General features: G+C 67.6%; 19 protein-coding genes. 12 read left to right on the top strand and 7 right to left on the bottom strand.

Annotation, left to right across the window (positions count from 1 at the left end; genetic code table 11):
• Positions 1–304: 304 nt before the first annotated feature.
• Entirely contained in the window at positions 305–787 is a 483-nt protein-coding gene (locus tag ACFW6D_RS29230) for a vancomycin high temperature exclusion protein (RefSeq protein WP_379333408.1), read from the top strand.
• Here ACFW6D_RS29230 and ACFW6D_RS29225 read toward each other — a convergent pair.
• On the bottom strand, positions 714–1358 hold the full coding sequence (locus ACFW6D_RS29225; protein WP_379333406.1) for a hypothetical protein: 645 nt from the start codon (positions 1356–1358) through the stop codon (positions 714–716). The genes ACFW6D_RS29230 and ACFW6D_RS29225 overlap by 74 nt on opposite strands.
• A gap of 217 nt (positions 1359–1575) precedes the next feature.
• Here ACFW6D_RS29225 and ACFW6D_RS29220 point away from each other — a divergent pair, with 217 nt between their 5' ends.
• Entirely contained in the window at positions 1576–4869 is a 3294-nt protein-coding gene (locus tag ACFW6D_RS29220) for a DEAD/DEAH box helicase (RefSeq protein ID WP_379333404.1), read from the top strand.
• Here the strand turns inward: ACFW6D_RS29220 and ACFW6D_RS29215 are convergent.
• The 3 genes from ACFW6D_RS29215 to ACFW6D_RS29205 all read right to left on the bottom strand — a co-directional run bounded on the left by ACFW6D_RS29215 (position 4851) and on the right by ACFW6D_RS29205 (position 6690).
• Positions 4851–5909 (bottom strand): class I SAM-dependent methyltransferase, encoded by a 1059-nt coding sequence (locus ACFW6D_RS29215; RefSeq protein WP_379333402.1) that lies wholly within the window; start codon positions 5907–5909, stop codon positions 4851–4853. The two genes, ACFW6D_RS29220 and ACFW6D_RS29215, sit on opposite strands and share 19 nt — an antisense overlap.
• A 98-nt stretch (positions 5910–6007) precedes the next feature.
• On the bottom strand, positions 6008–6463 hold the full coding sequence (locus tag ACFW6D_RS29210; protein WP_379333400.1) for a PTS glucose transporter subunit IIA: 456 nt from the start codon (positions 6461–6463) through the stop codon (positions 6008–6010).
• Positions 6460–6690: a glucose PTS transporter subunit EIIB gene (locus ACFW6D_RS29205; protein WP_379333398.1), complete on the bottom strand. Its 231-nt coding sequence runs from the start codon at positions 6688–6690 to the stop codon at positions 6460–6462. Before ACFW6D_RS29205 ends, ACFW6D_RS29210 begins: the two co-directional genes overlap by 4 nt.
• A gap of 228 nt (positions 6691–6918) precedes the next feature.
• Between ACFW6D_RS29205 and ACFW6D_RS29200 the strand changes: the two genes are divergently transcribed.
• The 6 genes from ACFW6D_RS29200 to ACFW6D_RS29175 all read left to right on the top strand — a co-directional run bounded on the left by ACFW6D_RS29200 (position 6919) and on the right by ACFW6D_RS29175 (position 13000).
• Positions 6919–8277 (top strand): PTS transporter subunit EIIC, encoded by a 1359-nt coding sequence (locus ACFW6D_RS29200; protein ID WP_379333396.1) that lies wholly within the window; start codon positions 6919–6921, stop codon positions 8275–8277.
• Positions 8278–8281: 4 nt separating this feature from the next.
• Positions 8282–8545 carry an HPr family phosphocarrier protein gene (locus ACFW6D_RS29195; protein WP_379333394.1) on the top strand — a complete coding sequence of 88 codons (264 nt, stop codon included), beginning with the start codon at positions 8282–8284 and terminating at the stop codon, positions 8543–8545.
• Positions 8545–10209, top strand: coding sequence for a phosphoenolpyruvate--protein phosphotransferase (gene ptsP / locus ACFW6D_RS29190; protein ID WP_379333392.1), 1665 nt, complete (start codon positions 8545–8547; stop codon positions 10207–10209). Before ACFW6D_RS29195 ends, ptsP begins: the two co-directional genes overlap by 1 nt.
• Before the next feature lie 94 nt (positions 10210–10303).
• Positions 10304–11473 (top strand): N-acetylglucosamine-6-phosphate deacetylase, encoded by a 1170-nt coding sequence (locus ACFW6D_RS29185; protein WP_379333390.1) that lies wholly within the window; start codon positions 10304–10306, stop codon positions 11471–11473.
• Positions 11473–12252, top strand: coding sequence for a glucosamine-6-phosphate deaminase (gene nagB / locus ACFW6D_RS29180; RefSeq protein ID WP_379333388.1), 780 nt, complete (start codon positions 11473–11475; stop codon positions 12250–12252). The genes ACFW6D_RS29185 and nagB overlap by 1 nt, the downstream gene beginning before the upstream one ends.
• 1 nt (position 12253) lies before the next feature.
• The gene (locus tag ACFW6D_RS29175) at positions 12254–13000 is read left to right on the top strand and encodes a copper homeostasis protein CutC (protein ID WP_379333386.1); all 747 of its coding nucleotides are present in this window, start codon (positions 12254–12256) and stop codon (positions 12998–13000) included.
• 109 nt (positions 13001–13109) lie between these two features.
• Here the strand turns inward: ACFW6D_RS29175 and ACFW6D_RS29170 are convergent, their stop codons facing one another.
• Entirely contained in the window at positions 13110–13751 is a 642-nt protein-coding gene (locus ACFW6D_RS29170; RefSeq protein WP_379333384.1) for an HD domain-containing protein, read from the bottom strand.
• 71 nt (positions 13752–13822) lie between these two features.
• Complete coding sequence (locus ACFW6D_RS29165) at positions 13823–14491, bottom strand: class I SAM-dependent methyltransferase (protein WP_379333382.1); 669 nt, start codon at positions 14489–14491, stop codon at positions 13823–13825.
• Between the two features lie 99 nt (positions 14492–14590).
• On the opposite strand from ACFW6D_RS29165, the gene ACFW6D_RS29160 reads away from it, so the two are divergent.
• The gene (locus tag ACFW6D_RS29160) at positions 14591–15166 is read left to right on the top strand and encodes a TetR/AcrR family transcriptional regulator (protein WP_379333380.1); all 576 of its coding nucleotides are present in this window, start codon (positions 14591–14593) and stop codon (positions 15164–15166) included.
• On the opposite strand, the gene ACFW6D_RS29155 is transcribed toward ACFW6D_RS29160, so the two are convergent.
• Positions 15105–15404: a hypothetical protein gene (locus ACFW6D_RS29155; RefSeq protein ID WP_379333378.1), complete on the bottom strand. Its 300-nt coding sequence runs from the start codon at positions 15402–15404 to the stop codon at positions 15105–15107. The genes ACFW6D_RS29160 and ACFW6D_RS29155 overlap by 62 nt on opposite strands.
• 234 nt (positions 15405–15638) lie before the next feature.
• On the opposite strand from ACFW6D_RS29155, the gene ACFW6D_RS29150 reads away from it, so the two are divergent.
• The 3 genes from ACFW6D_RS29150 (at position 15639) to ACFW6D_RS29140 (ending at position 18970) form a co-directional block, all read left to right on the top strand.
• Positions 15639–16583 (top strand): NAD(P)H-dependent flavin oxidoreductase, encoded by a 945-nt coding sequence (locus ACFW6D_RS29150; RefSeq protein WP_379333376.1) that lies wholly within the window; start codon positions 15639–15641, stop codon positions 16581–16583.
• A 65-nt stretch (positions 16584–16648) separates the two neighbouring features.
• A complete protein-coding gene (locus ACFW6D_RS29145; RefSeq protein WP_379333374.1) occupies positions 16649–17203 on the top strand; it encodes a TetR/AcrR family transcriptional regulator in 555 nt (184 codons plus the stop codon).
• 66 nt (positions 17204–17269) lie between these two features.
• Positions 17270–18970: an alpha/beta fold hydrolase gene (locus ACFW6D_RS29140; RefSeq protein ID WP_379333372.1), complete on the top strand. Its 1701-nt coding sequence runs from the start codon at positions 17270–17272 to the stop codon at positions 18968–18970.
• Positions 18971–18977: the final 7 nt, after the last annotated feature.

The following is an 18977-nucleotide window of genomic DNA, read 5'->3' as shown; positions in this document are numbered from 1 at the left end:
TGATCAGTCAGGCGCTCAACGTCCTACCTCGTGTCTCGAACCGCTGGGCGGCTGAGTCGGTGTCCGTGTCGCTCTGACTCGAATAAAGTTACGTGTCGACAATTGCAATGTCAAATCCCCTAGTCAGGGGATATTTTCGCGGTGTTCATGTAGGAAAGGGCGTATGGCGGACGAAGATAGTGGGGAGCGTCGGCGGTTGCGGCGCATCGCAAGGGCCGGACTTCTGTTGGCAGGTGGCCTCGTGTTGGTGACCGCGGGGGCGAACACTGCGACGTGGACTTTGTCGTCCGGTCATAGAAGTGATGTGTCGGCCGCGCCGAGCGCGCCGGTCGTGATCGTCCCGGGCGCCAGGGTCGCGCCGGATGGAACTCCGATGGCCTATCTACGGGGACGCCTCGATGTGGCTATCGAGTTGGTCGAGGCGGGCAAGGCCGGACAGATTCTGCTGTCCGGGGATGCCGGCGGCTCGTCGGGCGACGAGATCGCGTCGATGACGCGCTATCTCCTCGACCACGGCATCGACCCCGCCATTGTTCGGTCGGATGGTGCCGGTCTTTCCACCCGGGAGACCTGTGAGCGGGCGAAGTCGATGTTCCGGGTCGACCGGGCGATCATTGTCAGCCAGTATCAGCATCTGCCGCGCGCGGTGGCGCTGTGCCGGGCGGCAGATATCGAGGCCGAGGGCGTGGTCGCCTATTGCGACTGCAGGCGCGTCACCGAGGTACGCAACAACGTTCGTGAATGGCTGGCAGCACCGAAAGCCGTCGCGGAGATGATTCTGCGCTGATCGCGCGCCTGGACCGCAACGCGTCCACGAACCGACGCCACCGCGCAGGCCGTAGCTCAGGTGGTGCTGTGACCAGGTGAGGGGTCACCGGCACGTAAGGCGGGCCTGCCAGCAGGGTTCGACACGCTTGTCGGATCTGTTCGCGGATCGTCGTCGGATCGGCGAAGTCCAAGTACTCGGACAATGCCTCGAACTCGCGGGCCAGGCTTTCCAGTTCCGGTGCGAGCGGCTCCGGGTATCCAGCCACTTCCATAAGGTCCGCCGTGATCCAGCCCAGGTGATGGGCCAGCGAGCCCTCATCGGCCAGCAGAGCTGTCGTGTGGTCGCGCGCCCGGCCGACCCTGACATCGACCTCCCACGCCGCCCAGTCGTGCACCACATCCAGTTCGGCCAGCGCAGTGCGGAACAGTTCGGGCGCTGCGCCGCAGTCGGTTCGGTGCAGACAGGCCAGCTCGAGCAGCGCGGGGCTGTCGAGCCCCCGTGCGAGGGCCTCGGCAGCGACCATCGACAGGTCCTGCTCGTGCAGCTCACGGAGCACGAACAGGTCTGCGGCGCGGGCTAAGTCGTCCATGGTCCCAGCGTGCGCGGCCGACGATGGCGCGGTCAAAGGGTTTTCCCGGGTTTCGAGTCCGTCGGCGGGGCGGCGGACGCTTGCCGCGGCGGTAGGACCAGCGCCGATGTTCGCGCCACGGCGGGCGGGAGCGTCGGGGTAGCGTGCCGGTGCAATCCTGATCGCGTACCGTGAGCGGGGTTGTCTGCAATGATCGCCGACCGGATTGGGGTGCATCGTGGGCGGTTCCGAGCACGCCGCGCGGCTCGTGCGTTTCTGGCAGACCGTGGAATTGTTCGGTCCGCAGCTGGTGCCCGACGTCGAGACCGACGGATTGGTAGTCGATCTCGCGGCGGATGAACTCGCGCCGTGGGAGAACCCGGCCGCCCTGCCCGCATTGAAGACCGGGCGGGTGTGGCAGTTCATCGTGTACGGCGGCCTGTTCGAAGTGGGGCGCGCGCGGGAAGCGCTGGTGCGGACCTTCGGCGAGGATCAACTCGAAGCCGACGCTCGGCGGGCCGGGACCACAGCGGCTTTCGCGGCGACGCTGACCGACAGCGGAGTGGTCGTCGGGGGTTCGGCAACGTTGTCGGGGCTGGCCTGGGCGATCAATCGGCTGCGGGCGCCGGGTCCGAACGATGCGGGCTGGGCCGACGGGTTCGAGCACGATGCGGCGGCGTTCACCGCCGCACTCGACACGCTGTCACGCGAGGCGCAGCCCGATGCCGAGCAGACCGGTCCGGCGCCGCGGTGGCGTGCGCTGGATGTCGCGGGCCGGGGTGTGGCGGCTTCGGTGCTCGCGGCAGGAGCGGATGGGGTTATCTCGCCCGGGCTCGCCGGGATGTCGGCGTTGGCGTTCGCCGAGCGGTTCGCCGGTGAGCCGGGTGCCGACGACATTGTCGAGGCGCCCCGGCTGACCGGGCGTGATCTGCAGACGTTCACCGGCGAACTGTGTGCCGCGCTGGGGATTCGGTCGGAGTTACGGGCCGGCGGTGTGCGGGTGGAGTGCGTGCAGGTCGCGGCGCGTGATGCCGACAACGATGCCGTCGAGGACCGGTTGAACAGCGGGTTGGGCGACGATCTCGCCGCACTCGCGAAGGCCGTGGACCGCGGCGATATCGGAGCGGCGCTGCGCGACTACCTCGCCGCAGCGCAAGCATTGCCCGTCGACAAGCGGATCGATGTGCGGGAACGACAGGACGCGGTGGTCGAAGGGCTACTCCCCCAACATATTCCGGACGGGCGCTGGCCGGGCGACCCGCTGGTGTCGGGACAGCAGTTCGCGGTCGATCGAGCACTGTCCGAATTGCGGGGCGAGTCCGGGATTTTCGCGGTGCACGGTGCGCCGGGTACTGGTACGACGACCATGCTGCGCGACCTGCTGGCCGGGATTCTGGTCGAGCGAGCCGCGCAACTGGCGGCTTTCGACGATCCGATGGCGGTGTTCGCCGGGGTCACCGAGCAGGTGCAGGTGGCGAAGAACTACACGGTGGGCGCGCATCGGCTCGCGAACTGTGTGACCGGGTTCGAGGTGGTACTGGCGACGGACAGCGACGGGACCGCGGCCGATGTGGTGACCGAGATCCAGCAGCGTGGCGCGATCGACGGCGAACTCAACCACTTCACCGGCCTGGCCGAACTCGTCGGTGGCGAACCGGCGTGGGGGTTGGTGGCCGCGGCGCTGGGCGGGGCGCGCCGGACGTTCGCCGAACAGTTCTGGTTCGGGGATCGGTTCGCGGCCGAGCGGAAGACCGGAACCCCGAACGGCGGCATGCTCGACATTCTCAAACAGGCTGAGGCCGACCCGGATTCGATTCCGGATTGGTCGACCGCGGTGCGGGACTTCACGACTCGTCGCACCGAAGTGCGCAGGCTCGCGCAGGAGCGTCAGGACGTGGCCGACGCGGTCGCCGAACTGCCTGCGATGAACGCGGGTTTGCAGACGATGTCGGCAGAGATCGCCAATGCTGATGACGCACATGCGCATTGGCGCGAACGCCACCAGCTGGCGACCGAGCATCTGCGGGCCGCGCAGGCCGCCCATCACCGGGCAGGCAAGTTCCTCACCGAGCACGGCGGGCAGAAGCCGGGGTTCGTGGCGTCGCTGTCGACGGGGTTCCGGTCGGGTCGGCGGTGGAGTGCGCGCAGCAATGAACTGCTGCGGGAACGGCATATCGCCGAGGCGGACATGCGGCGGCGCCAGACCGAAGTCGAGTACACGCGCGAGCAGTGGGCGACGGCGGCCGAACACGGGCGCACGCTGATTCGTGAGCATGTCGAGTTGACCGAGCGGCGGGCCGCGGCACTCGAGGTGATCGAACGTGGGCGCGAGAACTGGTCGCGCACAATCCCGTTCGGTGATGTCGCGGGCGATGACGAGCAGTTCCAGTTGTGCAATCCGTGGGCGGACGAGCAGTACGCGGACGCGCGGCGTGAGCTGTTCCTGTCGGCATTGAAACTGCATCGAGCGTTCCTGCTCAATGCGGCGCCACGGGTTCGCGACAATCTGATCGTCGCCATCGCATTGATCCGCGGTGAGCTCGCCGCTGAACCGAAGCCGGAAACCATTGCGGCAGCGTGGCAGACGCTGTTCTTCGCGGTGCCGATGATCACGACGACCTTCACCGCACTACCGCGCTTGTTCGCCGGGCTCGGGTCCGAGGCGCTCGGGTGGTTGTTCGTCGACGACGCCGGTCAGGCCGCACCGCAGTCGGTGGCAGGCGGGTTGTGGCGGGCTCGGCGGGCGGTGATCGTCGGTGATCATCGTCAGCTGGGACCTGTTGGGGCGCTGCCTACTTCGGCGCAGGAAGCGTTGGTGCGGCAGTACGGGCTCGATGCGGAATGGATGCCCGATCAGGCCTCGGCGCGTCAGGCGGCCGATCGTGGGGTGCGGTACGGGACCTGGTTGACGCCGTCGGATTCGGTGGCGCCGGTCTGGGTCGGCGCGCCGTTGCGGGTGCATCGGCGCAGTGACAGGGCGATTTTCGAGCTCACCCATCACATCGCCTACGACGACGACCTGCTCGTATTCGGTACGCCGGATCGGCCGGCGTTCCCCGGTCAGGATCGGTGGATCGACGTCAGATCCGCACGGGCCGAAGGTAATTGGATACCCGGTGAGGGTGCAGCCCTCGGCGCGTTGCTCGCGCAGTTGACCGACGACGGGGTACCACCGAACGATATCCGTGTAGTCAGTCCGTTCCGGGATGTCGCGGACGGCGCACGTGAGGTCGCGCGGGAGGTGCTCGGGGTGGAGTTCGCGGAGCGCCAAGTGGGCACTGTCCATGCGATGCACGGCAATTCGGCCGAGGTGGTTGTGTTGATCCTGGGGACCTCGCCCGCCGCGGGCGGGTCGCGACGGTGGGCGGCGACGAATCCGAACGTGCTCAACGCGGCGGTGTCGCGGGCGCGGCGGCGGGTCTACGTGATCGGCAACTACCGATTGTGGAGCAGCCAGCGGTATTTCGCCGATCTCGCCCAACGCTGGACGGTGCAGACCGACGAGTTGGCCGATCAGGCGATGAGCCGGTAGAACCGCCAGAAGCCGAAATCTTCGATCGGGAGAACATCCACGGCGGTGAAACCTGCTTTGTCGGCGTACTCGGCCAAGGTCGTGGTGCGCATGACGGTGCCGGTACCGGCGGAATCGGCGTGGGCCATGCCGTCTGGCAGGCAGATCAGCAGGCTGAATCCGTACATCAGGCGATCGATGTCGCTCGCGGGTGCGGCGAATTCCGGGTCGACGGCTTCGTCCATGATGATCACCGCCCCGCCCGGACGCAGGGCTTTGCGCATCGCGGTCAGTACCTCCACCGGGTGCGGCATGTCGTGCAGGCATTCGAAGGCGAACAGCGCGTCATAGGTGGATTCGGGGAGGTCAGCGGCGGCGTCGGCATGGTGGAAGCGGACACGGTCGCCTAGGTCGGCGGCGTTGCGCGTGGCCATCTCAACCGAGGGTTGGTCGATGTCGTACCCGTCCACCGTCAGGTTCGGGTAGGCGCGAGCAAGGGCGATCGCGGACCAGCCGCCGCCTGAGCCGATGTCGGCCACGCGGGCGTCGGGGCGCGAGAGCAGGGCGTGGACGTCGGCGACGCCGGCCAGGTCGGTGGCGAGGCGCTGTTCGAACCAGGGGCGGTTCATGTCGGACTGCGATTCGCGCATCTCGGTGCCATATTCGGACCAGCCGACCCCACCGCCGTCGCGATAGGCCTGCACCAGCGCGGGCATCTGCACGGCGGCGCCCGCGAGCATCCGAGCAAGTGGCGCAAGGTAATCGAGGCTGCTCGGATCGGTGAGAACCTCCGCCGCTGCGGCGGGAAGCGCGAACCGCCCATCCGCGGTCACCGTCAGAATTCCGGTCGCCGCCTGCTGCTCGAGCCACTCCCGCGCATACCGGCGATCCCCACCCGCGCGTGCCGTCAACTCCACCGCATCAGCGGGTCCGCCGTCGGCCAACGCCCGATACCACCCGAGCCGATCCCCGAGATGCACGGCGAGAATGTCGACCGTTCCGAGCGCCGCTCCGAACAACCGCTCGGCGAACTCCCCACTGGTCTGCTCCACTGCGCTCACCGGTCAACCTCCTGCATCGATGCGACACGGATCGACGCCGACCCGCTGATACGAACTACGGGTCGGCGCGCCGAAAGGTTCAGCAGCAGGTCAGGGAGCTACGGCGAGTCGAACAGCAGGCCGCCGGTGTCGACGGTGGTGCCGATGGAGTCAGTGTAGACGGCGTCCTTGCCGGAGTCCATCACCACGACCGGGCAGATGACGGAGTAACCAGCAGCGGCAATTTTCGTCGGGTCGAAGGCGACGATGGGGGCACCGGCTGCCACCGTGTCGCCTTCGGCGGCGATGAGTTCGAAGCCTTCGCCCTTCAGTTTCACCGTGTCGATGCCGAGGTGAACCAGGACTCCCACCCCGTGACCGAGGACGACGAAGGCGTGGGGGTGCAGTTTGACGATCTTGCCGGAGATGGGGGCCGTCACCGTGAGTGTGCCGCGGGTGCGGTCGGGGTCGAGGGCGACGCCGGAGCCGACGATCTGTTCGGCGAAGACCTGATCGGGCACCTCGGACAGGGCCACGACCTTGCCTGGCAAGGGGGCAATGACCGGGATGCTCACAGAATGTCCTCGATGTCGTCGGCGAGAGTGTCCGCCTCGGGACCTACCACGACCTGCACAACCGAGCCCGACTTGAGGACACCGTGTGCGCCCGCGGCCTTGAGTGCGGCCTCGTCGACCAAGCTGCCGTCCTTCACCTCGGTACGCAACCGGGTGATGCAGGCCTCGATCTCGACGATGTTGTCCGCGCCGCCCAAGCCCTGGACGATCGCTTCCGCTTTGGACATATGTTCTCCCTTTCCGCGGTGGTTGCCAGTACCAGTATGGGAGCCTCGAATGTGCGCCACATCATATTCAGCGGTTGACATCCGAGGTCCACCTGGTCAAACTGACAACTGGTTATGACCGGACAGTACCCGTGAGGGACACCGGTTCACAACAGTTAACCCGGATCGGCCGGCCAGCCGGTCCTCCCTCGCCGAGACCGCCGGGAAGCCGGCACGAAGAAGGTCGACATGACTGCCGTTTCCGACACCCCCAAACAAGAATCGAAAGTGTTCGCGGGTTTGCAGCGCCTCGGTCGCAGCCTCATGCTGCCGATCGCGGTGCTCCCCGCGGCGGGCATCCTGCTGCGGCTCGGCCAGGACGATCTCCTCGGCCGCTTCTCCGCGATGGAGAACACCGCCTCGGTCATCTCGGCGGCCGGACAGGCCGTATTCACCTGGCTGCCGCTGATTTTCGCCGTCGGTATCGCGATCGGCTGGGCCAAGAAAGCCGACGGATCGACGGCGCTGGCCGCGGTGGTCGGCTACATGGTGATCAACGGCGTGTTCGAGGCGATGTCGCCGATCGTGCTCGAGGGCAAAACCGACCCAAAGGGTGCGCAGGCGCTGATCAACTACGGCGTCCTCGGTGGCATCGTGATGGGTCTGCTGTCGGCGATCCTGTGGCAGCGGTACTACCGCACGAAATTGCCCGACTACCTCGGCTTCTTCAACGGCAGGCGGCTGGTGCCGATCCTGACCGCGTTCACCGGCCTGACCGTCGGCGTCGCCATGTCGTTCGCGTACCCCGCATTCAACTCGGCGCTCACCTGGGTGGGTGAGGGCGTCGCGGACAACTCGGTCGTCGGTGGCGGCATCTACGGCGCGGCCAACCGCCTGCTCATCCCGACCGGTCTGCACCACATCCTGAACTCGACGGTCTGGTTCCTCGTCGGCGACTACACCGACGCCTCCGGCGAGCTCGTGCGCGGTGACCTCAACCGCTTCTTTGCAGGCGATCCGAGCGCGGGCACGTTCATGACGGGCTTCTTCCCGATCATGATGTTCGCGCTGCCCGCGGCCGCGCTCGCCATCTGGCGCAATGCGCGTCCGTCGCAGAAGAAGCTGGTCGGCGGCATCATGCTGTCCACCGGTCTCACCGCGTTCGTCACTGGCATCACCGAGCCGCTGGAGTTCTCCTTCATGTTCGTGGCGTGGCCGCTGTACGTGGTGCACGCGCTGTTGACGGGTACGTCGTTGGCGCTGGTGAACGCGCTCGGCATCCATGACGGGTTCACATTCTCCGCCGGTGCGATCGACTATCTGCTGAACTTCGGTAAGGCCACCAACGCCTGGATGCTGATCCCGATCGGGCTCGGCTACGCGGTGATCTACTACGTGCTGTTCAGTTTCGTGATCAAGAAGTGGAACCTGCGCACGCCCGGTCGCGAGGCCGAAACCGATGTCGAGGTCGGCGCGCCCGACACGGCCGTGCTCGAAGCGGAGACTGCCGCGACCGCCACCGGCGATACTCGAACCGACGCACCATCGGTCGCCGAAGTCGAAACCGACCTACACAAGAAGCTGGACAAGAAGCCGGAAGGTGAGTGAGGCAATGAGCACCCGCACCGTCATCGTCGGATCCGAGGTGGGGCTGCACGCGCGGCCCGCCGCGAAACTCACCCAGGCCGTGCAGGCCGCGGGGGTGCCGGTGCGGATTTCGTTGGGAGGCGGCGAACCGGTCGATGCGGCCAGCGTGCTCGCGGTGATGACACTGGGCGCGGGCCACGGAGCGGAGGTGACCTTGCACGCCGAGGGCGCCGACGCGGTGCTCGACCGGTTGGCGACCCTGATCGCCTCGGATCTGGATGCCGCCTGATGCCGGAACAGGTGATCCGGGGTCTCGGGGTGAGTCCTGGCGTGGTGTGCGCACCGTGGTTGCGGTTCGGTTCGCAGCTCGAGACCTCGGCGCAGGATCCGGTCGGCGGCTCTGTCACCGAGGAACTGGCGCGGGTCAAGGATGCGCTCGGTGGCGTGTCCGACGAGATGGCTGCCAGGGCCGCGCGGGTGAGTGGTGTTGCGGCGGAGATTCTTTCGATGTCGGCGACGATGGCCCGCGATCCGGGCATCGTCGCCGCCACCGAGAAGGAACTCACCGCCGGAATGCCGACCGCACACGCGGTGCACCTGGCGTTCGAGGGGTTCTGCGCGAAGCTGGAAGCGCTCGGCGGGTACATGGCCGAGCGGGCAACGGATCTGCGTGATATCGGCGGGCGGACCGTGGCGGTGCTGCTCGGGTTGCCGATGCCGGGCATTCCGGAACCGGGGTATCCGTTCGTGCTGGTCGCGCGGGATCTCGCGCCTGCCGACACCGCGATGCTGGGTGACAGTGACGTGGTCGGCTTGCTCACCACCGAAGGCGGGCCGACGAGCCACACCGCGATTCTCGCGAAGTCCCTTGCTTTGCCCGCGGTGGTGAATTGCCCTGATACCGACCAACTCGTCGAAGGCGCGCCGGTGCTGCTCGACGGCGCCACCGGTGCGGTCGTGATCGACCCGAGTGCGGAACAGCAGCGGGCCGCGCTCGAGCAGGCTGCGGCGGACAAGGCTCGGATCGCTGCGGCCAGTGGGCCGGGACGTACCGCCGATGGGTCGCCGGTGCAGCTGCTGGTGAACATCGGCACCGTCGATGACGCGGTGAAAGCGGGGCCGGTCGACAGTGAGGGGGTGGGGCTGTTCCGCACCGAGTTCATGTATCTCGGGAAGACAGCCGAACCGTCTTTGGATGAGCAGACTGCCTCGTACACAGCGGTTCTCGAACAGTTCGCCGGGCGACGAGTGGTGGTGCGAACCCTCGATGCCGGGTCGGACAAGCCGCTGCCGTTTCTCGACCTCGGCACCGAGGAGAACCCGGCGCTCGGTGTGCGCGGATTGCGGATCGGCACGGTATTTCCCGAGACGCTGTCCACGCAGCTCACAGCGCTGGCCCGCGCAGGCGCGGCGACCGGGGCCGAGCTGTGGGTGATGGCGCCGATGGTGGCCACCGCCGACGAGGCAGCCGGATTCGCCACGCTGGCACGGGAATCCGGGCTGACGAAGGTCGGGGCGATGATCGAGATCCCGGCGGCCGCATTGCGGGCCGCCGATCTGCTCGCGCATCTCGACTTCGTCAGTATCGGGACCAATGATCTGAGCCAGTACACGTGTGCGGTGGATCGGATGGCGGGTGGGCTGGCGCAGCTGCTCGATCCGTGGCAGCCGGCGGTGCTGGATTTGATCGCGATGGTCGGCGCAGCCGGTGCGGCGGCGGGCAAGTCGGTCGGGGTGTGTGGTGAGGCGGCCTCGGATCCGACGCTGGCGCCGGTGCTGGTGGGGCTCGGCGTGTCGAGTTTGTCGATGTCGGTGCCCGCCTTACCCGCGGTGCGGGCGGCGTTGGCCGCGGTGGATATGCAGCGGTGCCAGGATGCGGCGGATGCGGCGTGTGCGGCACGGAATCCGCAGATGGCGCGGGATGCGGTCGCGGCGATCATCGGGCGGGCGTGAAAAGAGTTGTCGGGGACGCGGTCCGGCCGTCGGCCGGATCGCGGTGTGGTGTTCGGCGGCGGTCCTCGATCGCTGCCGGTAGTCGAAAGGGTTCGTGGTGACGGGGTTCGTGCGCGGTCGACTCGTCGGGACGGCCGCGGGTGACATCGCCGATGGTGTGGTCGAGTTCGATGAGGGGCTGATCACCTGGGTCGGTGCGGCTGCGGATCATCCCGCGCCCGAACATCTTCCGGCGTCGAGCTCTGATCTGGTGCTTCCGGGTTTGATCGATCTGCACTGCCACGGTGGGGCCGGGTTCGGGTTTCCCAATGCCGACGCCGAAGGTGCCCGGGTCGCGGCGGCGCATCATCGGGCTCATGGCACCACCGGGTTGATGGGCAGTTTGGTGTCGGATCAGCCGGAGGTGCTGGTCGCGCAGGCGGCGATGCTGGCCGATCTCGTCGAGGACGGGGCGTTGCTCGGGGTGCATCTCGAGGGTCCGTTCATCAATGCGAGCCGGTGTGGCGCACAGGATCCCGCGGCGATCATCCCCGGCGACCCCCTGCTGTTCGAGCGGATCTACGCGGCGGCGCGTGGCACGGTGCGGTCGATGACCTTGGCTCCCGAGACCGCGCATTTCGATGAACTGCTGGCTGCGATGCGGCGTCATGATGTGCTGCCGAGCCTCGGGCACACCGACGCCGATGCCGCGACCACCGCGTCGCGCATTGCCGAAGCAGGCGGTCCGATCACCGCCACGCACCTGTTCAACGGGATGCCCGCACTGCATCACCGCTCCCCCGGGCCCGTCGCCGCCTGCCTGGCCGCGGCCGGGCGCGGTGAGATGGTGGTCGAATTGATCGCTGACGGTGTGCATTTGGCGCCGGAGACGGTGGCGATGGTGTTCGACACCGTCGGGCCGGACCAGATCGCGCTGGTGTCCGACGCGATGGCGGCGGCGGGTATGAGCGACGGCGACTACCACCTCGGGGCACTCGACGTTCGGGTTCATGACGGTGTCGCCCGGCTTGCGAGCGACGGCGGTGCACCCGGAGCGATCGCGGGTGGCACAGCTCGACTCGTCGATGTGCTGCGCTGGACCGTGCTGGCGGCCGGCGTTCCCCTGTCCGACGCGGTCATCTCCGCGACCCGCACGCCCGCTCGCGTTCTAGGCCTCGCGGGCGAACGCGGCAGTCTCACCGTCGGTGCACGCGCCGACATTCTCGTCACCGACCAGTCATTGCAGCCGCGACGGGTGTTCGTCGCCGGAACGGAAGGAAGCTGATGGAAATCGTGATCCGGGCGGACGAAAACGAGGTGGCGCGCACGGTCGCCGATATCGTCGGCGGCTATGTGCAGGGCGGCAATGCGATCCTCGGTCTGGCCACCGGATCGTCGCCGCTGGGGAGCTACCAGGAGCTGGCGCGCCGGTACCGCGAGGGTGAGCTGGACTTCTCCACGGCGAGCGCCTTCCTGCTCGACGAGTACGTCGGTTTGCCGAAAAACCATCCGCAGTCGTACTTTTCGGTGATCCGGTCGGAGTTCGTCGACCATGTGAACCTGGATCCGGCGCGGGTGCTGAGCCCGAACGGGGAAGCAGGTGACGTCGCGGGCGAGGGACGGCGGTACGACGCGGCCATCGCCGCGGCGGGTGGGGTCGACGTGCAATTGCTGGGAATCGGCACCGACGGGCACATCGGATTCAACGAGCCCGGATCGGCGCTGACCTCGCGCACGCGGGTGAAGACGCTCACCGAGCAGACGCGCGAGGACAACGCCCGCTTCTTCGACGGGCCGCAGGACGTGCCGCATCACGTGCTCACTCAGGGCCTCGGCACCATCAACGAGGCCGGGCACCTGGTGATGATCGCGCTCGGCGCGGGCAAGGCCGACGCGATCGCCGCCGCCGCCGAAGGGCCCTTGTCGGCGTTCTGCCCGGCCTCGGTCATGCAGTGGCATCCCCATGTCACGGTGGTGATCGACGAGGCGGCGGCGAGCAAGCTGAAGTTGGCGGATTACTACAAGTACGCGCTGGCGAACAAGCCCGCCTGGCAGCCGTTCTGACGTGACCGCGCTCGAGTTCGCGGTACAGGACGTGGCGGGTGCGCTCGGCGCTCGCCGGGTCGGGGCGGATCGGGTGGAATTGTGTGCGGCGCTGGGCAGTACGGGTGGGCTGACGCCGAGCATCGGGACGATCGAGGCGGTGGTGGGGACCGGGATTCCCGTCCACGTACTGATCCGGTGCCGGGCAGGCGGTTTCGTGTATAACGATGCCGAGGAGCTCGCGGTGATGAATGCTGATGCGCGCGCGGCAGTTTCGGCCGGAGCAGCCGGTCTGGTGGTCGGTGCGCTCACCCCTGACCACCGGGTCGATGTCGAGGGACTGCGCCGTGTTCTCGACAATGTTGGTGACATAGAGCTGACCTTTCATCGTGGGATAGATCAGATCCGCGACCGCGAGGCCGCGCTCGACACGTTGATCGCCGCAGGCATGACCAGGGTGCTCACCTCGGGTGGAGCAGCCACCTGCGCCGAGGGAGTCGATGAACTCGCCGCGATGGTCGAGCACGCGGCAGGGCGCATCCAGATCATGGCCGGTGGTGGGATCACCGTCGGTGACATTCCGGCACTACAGCGAGCCGGCGTAGACGCGATCCACCTCTCGGCCCGACGCGTCATCGCTGACGACGGCGGGCCAGGAGGCGGCGGCACAGCCGGTCATGAGCAGCTCGACGAGGACCTCGCGGCCGCCGCAGCCGCTCGGCTGTTCGCCGCGCGCGGCCCAACGACCCCGGGGCGCCCCTCCGCCTGAATCGCGCTACTCGATCACACACTGCCACGCGACTCAGGCGAGCTCAGCTGGGGTTTGCCCGGCTTTCGGGTCGACCGCCAGCTGACTGGTGTTTGTGCCCCCGGTCCGATCAGGCGCGCTCGGCCAGGATTAATTCTGCTTCGCCAGGGTTGCAGTCGAAGGCCGCTTGTACTGCCGCGACAGCCTTTTCGTGTTCGCCAGCAGCTACCAACTGGTCGATCTCGACCCACTGATCGGTGGGCGGAGCGACCGAGGGATCGAGGCGGCGGTCGAGGCGTTCCCACATGCTCGCCACGGTGGGGTCGTCGGCCAGTAGTCCACCGAGGTGGGCTTTGAAGGTGGGGTGTTCGGTGCGGTACATGCCCATCCAACTGCTGGCGGGCGGGCTGGCCTCGGCATTGGCGGTGCGGTCGGCGAGTTTGAGGATCACCGCGCGCGGGTGGGCGGCGATCTTGTCGTAGGCGTTCTGGTTTCGCGCCTTGCGGTCGGGGCCGATGCCGGTGACCGCCCACACCAGGTCGAGAACCGCACGGCCGAACCGGGCTTCGACATCCTCCGCGGTGACCGGGGTGTCCTCGATGACGTCGTGGAGCCACGCGGCCTGCGCTAGTTCACCGTCGTAACCGAAGTCGTCGAGGACACCGCGGACTGCGGCGAGATGGGTGGCATAGGGATGGTCGCCGTAGCGCTGATCGCCGTGTGCCGCGATCGCGAACTCCCGTGCTTCGATTTCGCGCTGATCGAACTCCATGCCGCACCCCCGTGCTCGAATGATCGTGTCGAGACCGACCCTAGCCGAGGGCACCGACAGGTTTCGCCGGATCAGTGGTGGACCACCGGTTTCACCGCGGTGAGGATGCCGGTCTGGTCGCGGCTTTGCCGATAGGTGAGCTCGGTGAAGCCGACCGCCTCGACCTGATCGGTGTAGTGGCGGATGTCGGCGTCGGCGAACGGGTCACCACCGCGGCCGAGAAACAGCGAGAGCACCGCCCGCATGCGGGGTGACGGCGACGCGTCGGCGAGCAGGAGTCGTCCGCCGGGCCGCAGCACCCGCCACATTTCGGCGATCGCGGCATCTCGGCGTGACTCGGGAATGTGGTGCATGACGAAAGTGCAGGTGACCACGTCGAATTCGGCATCGGGCAGCGGTAGTTCCTGCGCGGGTCCGACGACGTAGCGGTGCTGGGCGGCGCGATCACGGTCGCTGTTGTCGGCAACCGCTGTCGCCGAGGGGTCGACGCCGACAGCGGCACCGGTCGGCCCGGTCGCCCCACCGAGTGCGCGAACGAGTTTGCCAGGGCCACAACCGATATCGAGCGCGTGATCGCCCGGTCGCGCACCGGCGAGGGTGACGAATTCGGCGAGCAGTCGACGATGTCTACCGAGGAAGAACACCGAGGTGAACGCGTTGTAGCGGCGCAGGCCTTCGATGACGAGACCGGTGTCGGAGTCGTTGACGAACATGGGGGTGAGAAGCTGGTTTCGGGACATGAGTTCATGGTCGGGCGTGGCCGCACACGTCACCAGGAGCAGAATCGCCGGAGGTGTCCGTTATCGAACAGATCCGGGGAAACCGTGCAGGAGGAAGCGATGGCCGAGCACCCCGATCGCCGGGTTCGACGCACCAGGGACAGCCTGCACAAGGCGTTGATCGAGCTGATGATCGAGCGCGGCTACGACAAGGTGACCGTCAGCGACATCATCGGCCGCGCCGATGTGGGGCGGTCCACCTTCTACGCGCACTACCGCGACAAGGACGACCTGCTGCTGGTGAGCTGCACCGAATTCCTGCGCCGCGAGATCATCCGCACGACCACGCCCGGTTCCCCACTCGCGCCGCTGCGCGTGATGTTCCATCTCGCCGCGCAGTATCCCGAGGTCTATCGCCCGCTGATCGGACCGAAGGCGACCGCGACCGTCGTGCGCGCCTACCAGCAGTGTGTCGCCGAACTGGTCGGTGAACTCCTCGGCGACCAGCCGCCGGGCACGATCGAATTCCTCTCGTGGGGGTTGCTCGGCGTGCTCGGCCCGGTGATCGAGCCGACCTCACCGACACCGCCCGCCCAGGCTTGGCAGCGGTTCGAAACGCTAGCGCTGTACGGGCTCAGCGGGTCCGGCGCAGGTCCGGCCACGGTGGACGACGCAGAACCGCCAGTGTCGCGATGACTCCGGTGAGCAGACCGATCCACTCCCCCAATTGAGCGATGCGATTGGAGTCCATCGCGGGCGTCCAGTGCGCGCGTCCCTCGTGGACGACGAACAACCCGATCGGGCGGGGGTGCCGCAGGAGACCGCCACCGCGCGAGACAGTGATGACGGTCGTGCCGTCGGCCGTGTCGAACGGCTCGCCGAACACCACCGGCGGCTCGGCCACCAGTTGTTCGACGCGATCTCTGATCGTCATCGCAATCCTGTCTCGTCGTCCGGCATTGTGATCGAACATACGCGCCGCGCGTATCCGCCGCAGAGGTTCGCGCCCCGCGGCGCGTCGGCGTGGCTAGTGTTGCGAATACCCTTGCCACACAGGCCTTTCCGATTCGAGCGTCATCACGGGCACCCCGGCATGTGCCGCCTCACGAGAGCCCCGGCGCTGGGCTGCCATGATGGTCGGGTCATGTCCGTGACGGAAGGTGCACCGATGTCAGAGCAGACACTGTCGACACCATGGTCGCGATCGCTGGGGCTGCGCGTGCCGGTGGTGAACGCGCCGATGGGCGGCGCGGCGGGCGGACGGCTCGCGGCGGCGGTGCGCGCGGCGGGCGGGCTCGGGATGATCGGGATGGGTAGTGCGGGGTCGGTGACGGCGTTGCGGCGCGAGTTGGCCGTCGCGGGGACGCCGGACGGGATCGGGCTCGTCGACTGGGTCGCCGCCCGCGAAACCGGGTTGCTCGAAGCCGCGATCGCCGCAGGCCCACGGATCATCTCGGTCAGTTTCGGGACCGATTTCTCCTGGGTTCCACAGGTGCGGGCCGCGGGTATCCTCGCCGTCACCCAGGTGTACGACGCGCCCGGCGCGCACCGAGCCCAGGATGCGGGCATCGACGTGCTGGTGGCGCGCGGCAGTGAAGGTGGTGGTCACGGCGCCGACCGGCTGGCTCTGCTGCCGCTGCTCGACGCCGTCCTCGACATCGCGACCGTCCCGGTCCTGGCCGCCGGTGGTATCGGCTCCGGGCGCACGCTCGCGGCCGTGCTCGCGGCGGGTGCCGCGGGCGCATGGCTGGGGACCTGTCTGGCCGCCGCCGAGGAATCGCTGCTGTCCGAATCCGCCCGCCTCGCGATGCTGGCCGCGGATGCCGGCAGCACCACCGTCACCACCGCGTTCGACGAGGCACTCGAGCTGCCATGGCCATCGATCTATCCGGCGCGCGTGCTGCGCAACGAGTTCACGGACCCGTGGTCGGGACTCGACGAGCTGCCGGATTCCGAACGCCTCCGCGCGGCGATCGCGGCCGACGATCCCCGGCTCGCGCCCGTCGACGCAGGTCAGGGTGTTGGCCTGGTGACCCACATCGAGCCTGCCGCCGCCGTTGTCGACCGACTGTGCGGGGACGCTGCCGAACTACTGAGAACACACCGCGAGTAGACGACCAGCCACCTGTGGTCGTCCGCCGGTTGCGAAAATATGCAGATCGGTCTAGTTTTGCGGGTGTGGGCAAAAAGGGAACCGAAACGCGGTGCAAGTTGATCAAAGCGACGCGCTCGCTGATCGAGTCGCACGGCTACTTCGGCGCCGGACTCAACCAGATCGTGCAGGAGAGCGGAGCGCCGCGCGGATCGCTGTACTTCCACTTCCCCGGCGGCAAGGACGAATTGGTGGCCGCGGCGCTCGCCGCGAGCGGTGCCGATATCGCGGCGATCATCCGCACGATCGAGGCGACGGATGCGCGGGATTTCGCGCGAAAGATGGTGAACTTGCTCGGCGATCAGCTGGAAGCCTCGGACTGGACCATCGGATGTCCGGTCGCGACCGTCGCCCTGGACACCGCGTCCACCAATGCGGCTGTGCAGCAAGCCTGTTCGGCGACCTACCGACTGTGGGAAGAGGCGATTCGGGAGCGGCTGATCGGATTCGGCCATCCCGAACCCGAGCGGATCACCACGGTCGCGCTCGCCTTGATCGAAGGGGGGCTGGTGCTGGCTCGCACGCATCGGTCCCGCCAACCGCTTCGACACCTCGCCGACACCATCGACGTGTTGATCTGAGTTCGCCTCGACCTCTGGTCGCATCGCTTCAAAATATGTAAATCGGTCTACTGAAAGTAGGACACCATGGCACATACCGACTCGGTCGTCTTCGGCGCCGCCGGATTCATCGGCCGCTCACTGGTCGCCGAACTGCTGCGGGCCGGGCACACCGTCACCGCGGCGCTGCGTGCGGGCAGTCAGGATCGACTGCGGACCTGGCTCGACGCGCACAGCGTCGACACCGCCGGCCTACACATCACGACCACCGATATCGGCGAACCAGATCTCGCACTGGGCGACGCCGTCGACGGGGTGCGCGATGTGTACAACGCGGCGGCGTTGATGAAGTTCGGACTGGATGCGGAGGTGGCACGTCGGGTCAATCTCGACGGTGCGGTTCACGTGCTGGAATGGGCTGCGCGCCAACCGGATCTGCGACGCATCGTGCACATCGCCGGCTATCGCGCCGTCGAGGGAGCCGCGCCCGACTACGGCGACGGCGCGTACGAGGCGTCGAAGGTCGAGGCGGACCGCTTGCTGCGGCGGATCGCGGCCGAGCGTGACATCCCGCTGACCATGGCGAATCCGGCCGGGGTGCTCGGGCCGGGCCAGTTCTTCGGACTCTCCGACATCATCGACAATCTCTGGCAGGGGCGGCTGCCCGCACTGCCTGGCTCCGCCGACACCTTCGTTCCGGTCGTCGATCTCGACTACGTGGCCCGGTTCATCGTCGGGCTACCGACGCAGCCGGACACAGCAGGACAGTCGTATCTACTACTGGATGCGACGACTCCCGCACTGCCCGAACTGATTCGGCTCGTCGCCGACCATCTGCATGTTGCCGCGCCACGCTTCACACTGCCGACGGCGCTGATCCGCCGACTGCCCCGGGCCGTGACCCATGCCCATCCCGAAGCGCTGTCCTTCCTCAGCACAGACCGGTACGAAACCAGCGAAAGTGATGTCGTCGCACGGCGTCTCGGCATCAGCCATCCGCCGGTCGGTGACCTGCTGCGCACTTATGCGGACGGGATCGTCGCCAGCCGCAACGGCACCGGCACGCCCGCACCTCAATCCGGCTTTCGCGACGGCACATGGATGATCGGCGAGCAGGTCGAGCCGGAATATGTCCTGCTGCACGGTATTCCGCTCGACAGCGACTCGTGGACGGATGTCGCGCGGGAGTTGGATGCTCCGGTGTTGGCGGCCGACCTCCCCGGGCTCGGGCGCTCGGCGGCGTCTTCGCAGTCGACCGGTGACTGGATGGAGGAACTGATGGCGCCGGTGCGGACTCGACCTGTCATCGTCGGCCATTCGTTGGGGGCATGGGCCGCAATCGAATTCGCGCTGCGCCATCCCGATCGGGTGGCTCGGCTCGTGCTCATCTCACCGGCGTTCCTGCAGCGGCCTGCTTCTCGGATCACGGGTTCACCCATCGCCGCTGAGGTCGTCAAACGGATGTCGGCGGCGACATTGGCTGCGCGACTGGGCATTCCGGATGGATCCGCCGTCACCTCAGCTGTCGCTGACTTGCGGCGGCCCGGCGTCGCCCAGCGCACCTTCGCGGCCCTGCGCGCAGCGGGTGCTTCGCGAGACGAGCTCGCCGCTGCGCTGGCCCGTGTCACGGTTCCGGTCGACATCATCGTCGGTTCGGACGACCCGCTGGTCGAGCCGACCGACCGGCCCGTCATCACCATTGCCGGCGCTGGCCACTACCCACAGTTGACTCATCCCGGCTCGGTCGCGCGTGCGGTGCAGGGCGAACAGGTCTCCGCCGCAACATAAACCGCTG

It is taken from the genome of Nocardia sp. NPDC058705, assembly GCF_042749305.1.
Classification (GTDB): Bacteria; Actinomycetota; Actinomycetes; order Mycobacteriales; family Mycobacteriaceae; genus Nocardia.
The sequence above is the reverse complement of the archived record's forward strand: the minus strand, read 5'-3'. Positions and strand labels throughout refer to the sequence as shown.